Source organism: Yimella lutea, assembly GCF_006715095.1.
GTDB lineage: Bacteria > Actinomycetota > Actinomycetes > Actinomycetales > Dermatophilaceae > Yimella > Yimella lutea.
In genome coordinates this window covers 2,048,324-2,058,081 of record NZ_VFMO01000001.1, presented here as the reverse complement: position 1 = coordinate 2,058,081, position 9,758 = coordinate 2,048,324, and the positions used below count along the sequence as shown (strand labels likewise).

The following is a 9,758-nucleotide window of genomic DNA, read 5'->3' as shown; positions in this document are numbered from 1 at the left end:
CGATTGCGACCAGGCAAGCTCGGGACCTACTCGCTGATGGTCTCGACCGAGGCGCTTGACCCGCTCTTGCCTGGATCATTTCCCCTTCAGGAGGCGATGCCAGTAGATCAGCGGTTGGGCGAAGAGGTCGAAGGCGAAAGTGGCCATTCTGGGCCGCGCCAGAGAGATGAATGACAGGGTCTTTTCCTCGTGGCCCTGACGGTCCCACTCTGCCAAGATGAGGTGGCGCCGATCGATCGGGATTGGTGCGACGCTGTACCCGTCATAGCGGGCCGCGAGGGGTTGGCCGTTGCGGCGTGCGATGAGGTTGTCACTGAGGACGGGGACCTGGCGTCGTAGACCGCCACCAGAGGAGGCGGTACCGAGTTGCGCGGCGTCCCCTAGTGACCAGATCCCGTCGTTTCGCCGGTGATGCAGGGTGTTTTCGTCGATGTCAATCAGGCCTGTCTCGGGTCGAGCGATACCTGCGTCGGCGACCCAGTCGTGGCCACGGTGGGCTGGTACGACGTGCAATGCGTCGTAGGGCCAATGAGTAGCGTTGCCGTCGACGTCGCGCGTGATGACGTGGCGCGAGTCTGCGTCAATGGATTCGATGGTGATACCGGAACGCACGTGGACACCGAGGCGTCGCAGGCGGGAGTCGATCTCGTTGTTCGCGCGGGGTAGGCCGGTGAAGTCGCTGTTCTCGTTGAGCACGGTCATCGTGATGTTCTCGAGGCGCCCTTCGCGGCGCCAGTGGTCCGCGGCGAGAAACAGTGGCTTGAGGCCAACGGACGGGCAGGGTGCGTTGTGGCTCGAGATGGTGAACACCGCGTTGCCCTGGCGCAGGTTCTTGAGCATGTCCCATGTTGCGCTGGCCATGGTCGGCTCGTAGTTCGTCGAGGCGTGAGGTGAAGCGCATGCCTGACGCAGTCCGGGGGTGGCGTCCCAGTCAATGTGGGTGCCGGGGCACACGACGACATCGGTGGCGCTGATACGCCGTCCGGCATCTGTATGCACCTGATGCGCGCTTGTCGCGTCCACCTCGCCTGAGACTGGAGCGGGGGTCAACTCGACGACCGATTCGCGATACCAAGTGCATCCCGCAGGGATCTGCTTGCTTTGAGGCCGTTGCGCCCTGCGCAGCGTCGCAAGCCCTGCACCAACGTAGGAAAGCAGCGGGCGATAGGTGTGCAGCCCTTCGGGGCTGACGATGGCGATGTCCAGATCGGGATCGTCACGACGTAGCCGAGCGGCCAGCGCGATGCCGGCGTTGCCAGCGCCGATAATGACGACGTCGTGCGTGGTTTCGGGGCGGGTGAGGTTCATGGCTTCCATCTTGCCGCGCGGGTACGTCATTCTTGGATGGCGGTGACTGGCGGTAGCACGCACCGCCTCCGTCAGGGCCGCTTGGCTCGCACAGACCGGACCGTAGGGGACGGGGACGTGGCGATCCACCGAAGTCGGTCAGCTCATCGCGTGGCGCTTCTTGCTCGCCACCCTCTAGTTGTCCGGTCAGTACAGCTAGGCCGCGCACGAGAAGAGAAAAACGGATGACGGATAGTTACGCGCAGCTCGGCGACGAGTCCCGTTGCGTCCGCGTTGGCCGGCGACCCCGTCCATCGCTGGGTCGCTGTCCAAACGACGAAACCAGCCCTGATCCCGGTCGTCTGCCCGAACCACAACACGGGCGGTCCACACCTCACCGCGGCGCATAGTTGCGACGACTCACCGCTGTCGTTCGACTGCCGTCGCACCGTCGCTACATGAACACCTCTCCCCTGCTTGACGTGCTGGCCTCCGCCGAGCTGCGTGCGCTGTACGCGCGAGACGAGATCGGCGATCAGTTCCGTGCCGCGCTCGGACTGCGGCTCGACGTCCTCGGCAGTTGCGCCACCGGTGACCACCTGCGCGTCCTCTCCGTCGGCGACTACTGCACATCCGACCACGAACTGATCATCCGCGACGAGGCCACAGGAACCGTCACTTCGACTTCGGATGCGCGTGCTCTGGCCGAGGCCGTCCTACAGATCGCCTGTCGCGGACTGGCGAGCACACTCGACTTCCGGCAGATCGACCCAGACATCGCCGACCGGGAACGCGCCGCCTACGACGCTGCCGGAGGATTCGGTGGTGGCCGTCGTGCCGTCGAACAGTTGCGTATCGAGGAGATCTCCGAACTGCTGGCCGAGGCGCTGGGCAGCGCCGATGACTGAGCGGATTCGGTTCGGATCGGGCACCGCAGACCTTTCGGACGATGGTCTATACCGCTACCGCCTGACCCGTCGTTGGGGCGACGGCGAGAACGTCGCCACGTTCATCATGCTCAATCCCTCGACAGCTGACGCCGACCTCGACGACCCGACGATCCGCCGATGCGTCGGTTTCGCCAAGCGCGAGGGCTGCCAAGCGCTCCAGGTCGTCAACCTGTTCGCGTACCGCGCAACCACTCCCGCCGTACTTCGCACTGTCGCCGACCCGGTCGGCTCGGAGAACGACGAGTACCTCCGCCGGGCGATCGACTCCCCCGGACTGCGTGTCGCGGCATGGGGTGTTCACGGACGAGCTGATCGAATCGTCGTCGTGAAGAGCGCTGGCGCTGCACTCCACGCGCTCGGCACCACTAAGGACGGACATCCGCGGCACCCGCTGTACGTCCGCCGTGACGTCCCGCTCCTTCAGTGGCCGCTGGAAGAAGAAGGTCGACGTGCCTGAGCCGGTGTATCCGCCCCGCTTCGATTCCGACGAGTTCGGACACCGGGCACTGTGTACGTGCACTCTCACGTCGTACTGGACGACCGGGGTCCGGCACAGTCGCGCAGAAGCCGAAGGGGAACTCGCGCGGCACCTGACTGGTCATCACGACCGTAGGCTCGAGGTCGATCCGCCGGACGATGTTCGAGACGTCGTTCTCGATCTCATGGATGCCGTCGGCCGGATCGCGAAACACCAGTTCCAGGGTAAGGACGACCTTGCTGGGCTTTGTGACGCGGCGATTGCGCTGCACCGGATTGCGGCCGCGCACAACATCGACCTGGACTCTGGGGTTGCCTACCGCCAGGCGGTGCTGTCCGCACGTGAACGCGGCGATACGGCCGTCGCACCGTAGAGCCATGAACCTCAACGAGTACGCCGAGAAGATTCACGCGAACGCCGCCGACAAGGGCTTCTGGGACAGCGACCGCAACATGGGCGAGATGCTCATGCTCGCCGTTTCCGAACTGGCCGAAGCACTCGAAGAACACCGCGCCGGACGGCCGGCGGTCTGGTACGCCAGCACTGAGGCTGGCGACGACCGATCCGTCGACGAGGTCACCGTGATGGCCGACGGTCGTGCGCTCTACGGCGACGAGCAATGGCACGAGACGATGAAGCCCGAAGGTGTCGCTGTGGAGATCGCCGACTGCCTCATTCGGTGCCTCGACATGCTGAACTCTCTCGACGTCGATATCGACTCCGTTGTCCGTCAGAAGATGGCGTACAACGCCAGCCGCGAGCAGTTGCACGGGAAGTCTTACTGACGGGCGAGCTGGCCCTGAGGTAGATAGAGCGAGCTGCAGGTCAACGCTCAAGTGCGCGAGTGCCAGACCGGGACCGTCGACGCGGATCAGGCGACAGCGATCGCTCTGTGAGATCGCCTCGCAGCCCTTGCGATGAAGAATGCCCGACGTGTCGGCGCCCTTCTTATCGCTCGGCACTTTGCTGAGCGATGCGGGCTCAACGCTGACGATGCCTGGCTTTCGCAGCCCCTCATTGGCTAACGCGATTGACTCCTCGGGCTGACAAGATCCGGTTTCAGAGCTGGTCAGTCCAGAACGGCTGGGCGCTCGTGGCCGTCGCACCGTATCGGCATGTCCAAAAACCACCGCCTGCGCCTCGCCGATCTCGACGCATTGACCGCAGAAGCAGAAGCCTCCCGATCCGACAACGTCTCCGTGCCGATTGGTCCGCGCGAGCTCTTGGCGCTCCTCGGTGAGGTCGAGACTTCCCGACGCCTCGCGGCGAAGTCACAGACTCGAGGGGAGGACCGTTCGCTGACCGGTCTCGACCAGATCGAGGCGAAGCTCTGCCAGTGGGTGGAGGATCAGTCCGACCCCGGCAACCTCCTGTGCGCCACCCACGTCCGAAGCGAGGTCACCAGTGTCGACGGACGGTTCTGCGACCAATGGTCAGCGTGGATCGCTCCGGCTGTGCTCGCTGATTCGATTGCGGCGGTCCGGGCACGCGAATCGGCGATCCGGCACGCGGCCGAAGCCGATCGCAAGTGCCCCTGCTGCAGTGGATACTCGCGCATCCTGAAGATTCTCAACGGCACGGGCGACTAAGGCGCACATGTCAGAAGCATTGAGCCGGTGCGCGAAGCGCGGAAGCAGGCATCCCCTGTCCATCATCGAGTCGATCGCCCGCGACGAGGCGAGGTGGTTTCGGCTGAGCATCGGCCGTCGCACCGTATCGGCATGAAGATTTCCTGGGAGCCCACCAGCACCGAGCGGATGGCCCTGTTCGAGCACTACGACGAGACCGGCTTGCTCCTTTCCGTGTCGTCGATCTATCCGGAGCCCGTTGAACCCCGGGATGTCGTGGTCCGCCGACTCTGGTCGACGAGCGCCGACCCCACGATTCGGGTCCGCGGCTCTTGGGTGCCTCTCGACGACAACCTCACTGGTTCCGATGAGCAGTGCAGAGCATCGCGGTGATGCTCCGTCGCACCGTCACGGCATGAACAACGCAACACAGCAGCGGTGTCCTCAAGGCCGAACTCACGCGCGACGCCGGAGACCGTTGATGTCGACAGCCGACTGCGACCGGACATACATGGCTGCCGTCAGCCTCATCGGCGCGTGTGAAGGCAGCCCTGGTGCGGAAGGCGTGATCAGCGGATCTCCCACCGGCCACTGTGATCGGTTCGATGACGCGCTCGAAACCATCACTCAAGCGTTCGCCCGGATTCGCGCGGAAACGGCCCAGCCAACCGAAGGAGACTGCCCATGAGTCGCATCAAGCATCTAGACAACGGAACCAACGTTCGCCTCGAGACACGCACCGGAACAGAGGCAACAACCGTCGTCGTTGTGGATCATCCGGACGCGCCGGACGATATGCGCAACTACGAGGTGGGGCGCTTGTTTCCCGGCCTGGGCTTCCTGCCGGCGCCTTTCTGCGAAGCCGGTCTTCGTCCCGCGACGCTGCGCGCCATCGCCGATCTCATCGAGGAGAACACGTGAGCCGCCAGACCTGGTACAGCGTCGAGCCGATGCAGGACCAATCGTGGATTGGGCAGCGTGGCCGCACACCGACCCAGTTCAGCGCGAAACTGACCGACACGCTGACCTTGTTGCGCTCCGAGATCGACGCCATCACTGCGCGCGGCACGCTCGGCGACCCGGTGCTGCAGCTAGACCTTGACCGGGCCGACTTGCGCCTCGACGGCGGCATCCGTGCCAAGGCGCAGACCCGCACCGGAGCCGTCGCGGTGTCGTTCGAGTCCGCGCACGGACCGCTCATGTTCCGCTGCGACCGGTACTACACGAACTACTACTCACAGGGTGAGTCCTGGCACCACAATCTGCGTGCCATCGCGCTCACCTTGCAGTCGCTGCGCGCCGTCGCCCGGTACGGTGCCACCGCGTCCGGTGAGCAGTACACCGGCTTCCGGCAGATCGAAGCCGCGCGCCCGATGACGCAGCCGGAAGCTCTACAGGCGCTGTGGACCGCTGCCGGATTCCCCGGGCGGTTCACCAGCGACTACCCGCCGGCGGAGCTGTACCGCCGGGCGCGCCGCTCCACCCACCCCGACCGGCCCAGCGGGACGCGGGCGGCTTGGGACGCCGTTGAACGCGCCGGGCATGCCCTGGGGCTGGCATGACAGCGGCTCGGTTCGCCCAGGGTCGGCGACGACGACACCTGCGCGAGTGCGGACAGATTGTCGGCCGGTGAGCCGCTGTCCGCCGGACCTAGCACGCGCCGATCCCTTTGGTCTGCCCGCGTAACAGCACCGTTGCAGCTCATCGGACCGCAACCCACCAGTGCGCCCGGGACGCCGCTCAGGCTGTGCTCCGGGTGACCACCCGACGGAAAGTGGTCGAGAACGACAACGTCATCGGCGAGGTCGACGAGTCCGGAGACGACACCTACGGACTCACCCTCACGCTGGTCTGACGATCAGCTCCGTCGCACCGTTCGTTCGTATCACACCGCCGACCGAACGGACGGACCCGATGTCTTTGCTGCCCGCCGACAAGCCGACCAACCCGATCCTGTCCAGTCTCGGGTTCCTGGTCGCCTCCGCGCTGCTGTCGATTCCGCTGCTCGGCGGCCTGGTCCTCGCGGCCTACTGCGCCGTCGCGCTCGCCACCGGAACCCTCGACCCGCAGGGCTGGCTGGTGCCGGACTTCGTCACCGACTCGATCTCGCCGTCCAGCGCCACGCCGTCGGTCGCCCCGTAGTCGCCGGCACAGAAAAAGCCCGTACCGGACACCGGGACGGGCTCTTTCTCTTGATCGGTCAGGCGACGATGCGCGACGGTCCGTTGCGCAGGACGTCCAGGCGCTCGGCGAGCATCGCTTCAAGTTCGGCGTCCGTGCGCCGGGCATGCACCGCGTCGATGTGCGCCTGCGTCACCCACGACCCTTCGTACGCCGGCTCGTGCCGGGCGTTCAGTAGGTCGCGGTGACTCAGTTGACGCTCGGTTCCGCCCTCGCCGCAGATCTGCGCCACGGACCCGCAAGTGCGGCAGTCCCAGGTGTTCGGTACTTCCGCGTCCGCTGCGAACGTCAGCGTCATCCGGTGCTCCTTGCGGCAGACGAAGTCCCGGTCGATCGTGTCGATGGCGAACTGCTCGTCGATCTCCTCACGCTCGGACTGGAAGCTGTGGGTGACGCCGACGATGGATCCGACAACGCGGGTGGCTCGTGCTCGGTGAAGTGCCATGCCGCAACGGTGCGACGCCCGGTGCGGATGACTCGGCCTGGATGATCCGAGTCGCGGCATGCAACCTCTAACGTGTCGGCCATGCCCAACGATTTACCGTGCGGAATACCGTCGGCTGCCGTTGAGCAGTCGATCGTGCAGCCGATTCTTGTGCTCGGATCGGTGGCCCTCCTGATTGTGGCGCTGGTGCTTTGGGCAAGTGGGGAGCTGTCGTTCACGAAGTCCATGAGCGGGTCGTCCCGCCTCCTCAAGCCGCAATACCCGATCATTCGATGGATGTACGGCACCCTTCTTCTCGTTTTCGGAACGGTGTACTTAGTTGAGCTCAGCGACGCAGCGGCGCGATTGACGGAGGGTCACTGCTCCCTGATCGTGACTCCGGCACTGTGGCCGACCGCGTTCGTCGCCTCGTGCGTTGCGATCCTGAGTGCTGCGTTCCTCGGTCTCTGCGCGTGGTCGAATCGAACCCCCCTCCCTCTGGTCGATTACTTCGTCCCGCGCATGTTCAGATCCCGCCCGACAGTGTTCTGGAATGCCTTGTGGTCGTTCGTCGTCATCGCGCTGGGTCTGTGGGCGAGCGTTCTGAACTTGTCTCCCGTCGTCCTGGTCTGGGTCATGTTCGGTTTGTCGATCCTTCCGCTGGCTTTTCAGCGTGCTGGCAAAGCGGAAAGCGACACAGAACGGCGCGACGCGCCGAACGACTGAGGCAAACGTCACCGGTGTCGCACCGTCGATACGGTGACGCTCGTGCTGCCCAAACTCCCTTCCCCGAACCCCGGACAGCACGGGCGTCTCCTTCGCCTCGAAGAGCACATCGGCGTCGCGGGGAAGCAACCGCACCGGGTCATCTCCGGTGACAACCTGGCTGTGTTGGAGCTGCTGGATTCCGAGCTCGCCGGGGTCACGGACGCCGTCTGGATCGACCCGCCGTACAACACCGGCGTGGCGCGCCGCAGTTACGCCGATCAGTTTCGCGACTGGTCCGCCTTCATGCGCCCCCGCCTGCAGGCCGCGCGCCGGCTGCTGAACCCGGACGACTCGGTAATGGTCGTCCTCATCGGGCACGACGAGATGCTCACCCTCGGCCAGCTGTTACACGAGGTCTTCCCCGACGCCCGCATCCAGCTGGTCACCGTCGTCACTTCCCGGCGCGGAGTTCATTCACGCAACGCGTTCACCCAGGTCGCCGACTACGCCTTCTTCGTCATGCTCGGTGGCGCCCGGCCCGCGCCGGGCTACGTCGAACTGCTGGAGCAGGTCAAGGTCGACACCGCGAACCGTCTCACGGTGCGATGGGCGGGTCTTCGGCACCGCGGGCTCGGCTGGCGGCGTACGGAAACCCCGACCGCTTTCTACCCGATCCACGTCGACCCGGACACCGCTGCAATCCGAGACATCGGTGACGCCATCCCGCTCGAGATGCACCGGGACGATGCCCCGGCCGGGCCCGCAGGCTCGATCCCGTTGTGGCCGTTCAACCCCGACGGCGTCGAGGCACGGTGGACGCTCAGTGTCGACAGAGCACGGTCACTGTGGTCACAGGGTTACCTGCGCAGCCAGTTCCGCACCCGGCAAGCCGTCGGCGGGATCTCCGTGGACTACCTGACCGCTGGTCAGCGCGCACAGATCAAGGCGGGCACCCTGGTCGTCATCGGGCGCACCGAAGCCGGCGCCGTCATCGTCAAGCAGGCCGGTGCGAAACCCGTGCAGTCCAAGACGGTCTGGAACCACCTGAGTCACTCCGGCGACAAGTTCGGTACCGCGCTGTTGAGCTCGATGCTGCCGGGCCGGTCCTTCGACCACCCCAAGTCGCTTTATCTGGTCGCCGACACGCTGAGGCCGTTCATCGGGCACAAGCCGGACGCCCTGGTCGTCGATTTTTTCGCCGGATCCGGAACCACCGGCCACGCCGTCATGCTGCTCAACCACCTGGACGGCGGATCCCGGCGCAGCCTGCTGGTGACCCGCAACGAGGTGGCGCCGGCGGCTCAAGTCGAACTGATGAAGCAGGGACTGGCGCCAGGCCACCCTGACTGGGAAGCACTGGGGATCGCCCAGTACGTCTGCTACCCGAGGATGCTCTCGGCCGTCACTGGACGAACTCCGGATGGCCTTCCGATCCCGGGGAGCTACCGCTTCATGTTGGACCGGCCGATCGTGGGCGGCCTCGATGAGAACGTCGAGCTGCTGCGCTTCGAGTCGACCGACACCACGGACTAGACGCCATGTTCATTGCCGTTTGAGCACCGATAGTAACGATTGGCGCTGTTTCCACCGTCAGCTCGCCAGGGCGTCGCCGATCATCTCAAGGACACCCGGCACCAACTGCAGACGTCTGCCCGGCACACGCGCGACGATGCCGGTGCGTATCAACGACTCGAGATGGTGCTCGAAACGCTCCAAGCCGAGATGCCCGCACAACTCTCCGAAGCTCAGCCCCTCCGGATGCTGCATGAGCACCTGCACGGCACGCAGGCGATGAGGGTGCCCCAGGGCACGCAGCGCGACGGCCATCGCTGACAGATCGCCCGCGACCGACAGCGGTTCAATCCCGCTGGTGACCGGACGGACAGTGGCAACCATGCATCCAGGGTGGCACAGCCCGCAGGTTCACCCCGCGTGAACGGCCGAGCCGATGATTGAGCCGCGGCTGTTCACGACCTCCGGGTTCCAGTCCGGCCTCCAGTCGGGGCTGTCCTGCAGCAGCGCCGCGAGTTCTTGGGCGTGCGCGAACTGGCGGAAGCTGAATGCCTTGGTCGGCTTCGGCTGAATCGAGAACTCGTGCACCGCACCCGAGGACTTCGGCGGGCCAACCGCGACCCAGGCGTAGGAGACTCCGTCACCCCAGC

General features: G+C 65.4%; 15 protein-coding genes. 11 read left to right on the top strand and 4 right to left on the bottom strand.

The features are described from left to right. Nucleotides 1–75: 75 nt before the first annotated feature. Entirely contained in the window at nucleotides 76–1,338 is a 1,263-nt protein-coding gene (locus FB459_RS09905) for an FAD-dependent oxidoreductase (RefSeq protein WP_141928370.1), read from the bottom strand. Nucleotides 1,339–1,745: 407 nt separating this feature from the next. Here FB459_RS09905 and FB459_RS09900 point away from each other — a divergent pair, with 407 nt between their 5' ends. From FB459_RS09900 to FB459_RS09860, 9 genes are all read left to right on the top strand, one after another. Then, complete coding sequence (locus tag FB459_RS09900) at nucleotides 1,746–2,195, top strand: hypothetical protein (protein WP_141928369.1); 450 nt, start codon at nucleotides 1,746–1,748, stop codon at nucleotides 2,193–2,195. Continuing rightward, nucleotides 2,188–2,694 (top strand): DUF1643 domain-containing protein, encoded by a 507-nt coding sequence (locus FB459_RS09895; protein ID WP_141928368.1) that lies wholly within the window; start codon nucleotides 2,188–2,190, stop codon nucleotides 2,692–2,694. Before FB459_RS09900 ends, FB459_RS09895 begins: the two co-directional genes overlap by 8 nt. Then, nucleotides 2,687–3,088, top strand: a complete 402-nt coding sequence (locus FB459_RS09890; RefSeq protein WP_141928367.1) for a hypothetical protein — start codon at nucleotides 2,687–2,689, stop codon at nucleotides 3,086–3,088. The genes FB459_RS09895 and FB459_RS09890 overlap by 8 nt, the downstream gene beginning before the upstream one ends. 4 nt (nucleotides 3,089–3,092) lie before the next feature. Further along, nucleotides 3,093–3,500: a nucleoside triphosphate pyrophosphohydrolase family protein gene (locus FB459_RS09885; protein ID WP_141928366.1), complete on the top strand. Its 408-nt coding sequence runs from the start codon at nucleotides 3,093–3,095 to the stop codon at nucleotides 3,498–3,500. 330 nt (nucleotides 3,501–3,830) lie between these two features. Next, entirely contained in the window at nucleotides 3,831–4,304 is a 474-nt protein-coding gene (locus FB459_RS09880) for a hypothetical protein (protein ID WP_141928365.1), read from the top strand. Nucleotides 4,305–4,436: 132 nt separating this feature from the next. After that, nucleotides 4,437–4,676 carry a hypothetical protein gene (locus FB459_RS09875; protein ID WP_141928364.1) on the top strand — a complete coding sequence of 80 codons (240 nt, stop codon included), beginning with the start codon at nucleotides 4,437–4,439 and terminating at the stop codon, nucleotides 4,674–4,676. A 291-nt stretch (nucleotides 4,677–4,967) separates the two neighbouring features. Then, nucleotides 4,968–5,204, top strand: coding sequence for a hypothetical protein (locus FB459_RS09870; RefSeq protein WP_141928363.1), 237 nt, complete (start codon nucleotides 4,968–4,970; stop codon nucleotides 5,202–5,204). After that, the gene (locus tag FB459_RS09865; protein WP_141928362.1) at nucleotides 5,201–5,845 is read left to right on the top strand and encodes a molecular chaperone DnaJ; all 645 of its coding nucleotides are present in this window, start codon (nucleotides 5,201–5,203) and stop codon (nucleotides 5,843–5,845) included. The genes FB459_RS09870 and FB459_RS09865 overlap by 4 nt, the downstream gene beginning before the upstream one ends. 352 nt (nucleotides 5,846–6,197) lie before the next feature. Continuing rightward, entirely contained in the window at nucleotides 6,198–6,425 is a 228-nt protein-coding gene (locus tag FB459_RS09860; protein WP_141928361.1) for a hypothetical protein, read from the top strand. A 58-nt stretch (nucleotides 6,426–6,483) separates the two neighbouring features. On the opposite strand, the gene FB459_RS09855 is transcribed toward FB459_RS09860, so the two are convergent. Next, nucleotides 6,484–6,909 carry an RNA polymerase-binding protein RbpA gene (locus FB459_RS09855; protein ID WP_170221846.1) on the bottom strand — a complete coding sequence of 142 codons (426 nt, stop codon included), beginning with the start codon at nucleotides 6,907–6,909 and terminating at the stop codon, nucleotides 6,484–6,486. A gap of 81 nt (nucleotides 6,910–6,990) precedes the next feature. Here FB459_RS09855 and FB459_RS09850 point away from each other — a divergent pair, with 81 nt between their 5' ends. Together FB459_RS09850 and FB459_RS09845 are read left to right on the top strand one after the other, a co-directional pair. Further along, on the top strand, nucleotides 6,991–7,614 hold the full coding sequence (locus tag FB459_RS09850) for a hypothetical protein (RefSeq protein ID WP_141928359.1): 624 nt from the start codon (nucleotides 6,991–6,993) through the stop codon (nucleotides 7,612–7,614). Between the two features lie 33 nt (nucleotides 7,615–7,647). Then, nucleotides 7,648–9,129 carry a DNA methyltransferase gene (locus tag FB459_RS09845; protein WP_141928358.1) on the top strand — a complete coding sequence of 494 codons (1,482 nt, stop codon included), beginning with the start codon at nucleotides 7,648–7,650 and terminating at the stop codon, nucleotides 9,127–9,129. A 57-nt stretch (nucleotides 9,130–9,186) separates the two neighbouring features. Here the strand turns inward: FB459_RS09845 and FB459_RS09840 are convergent, their stop codons facing one another. Continuing rightward, on the bottom strand, nucleotides 9,187–9,492 hold the full coding sequence (locus tag FB459_RS09840) for a winged helix-turn-helix domain-containing protein (RefSeq protein WP_141928357.1): 306 nt from the start codon (nucleotides 9,490–9,492) through the stop codon (nucleotides 9,187–9,189). A 27-nt stretch (nucleotides 9,493–9,519) separates the two neighbouring features. After that, entirely contained in the window at nucleotides 9,520–9,696 is a 177-nt protein-coding gene (locus FB459_RS17285) for a hypothetical protein (protein WP_170221844.1), read from the bottom strand. Nucleotides 9,697–9,758: the final 62 nt, after the last annotated feature.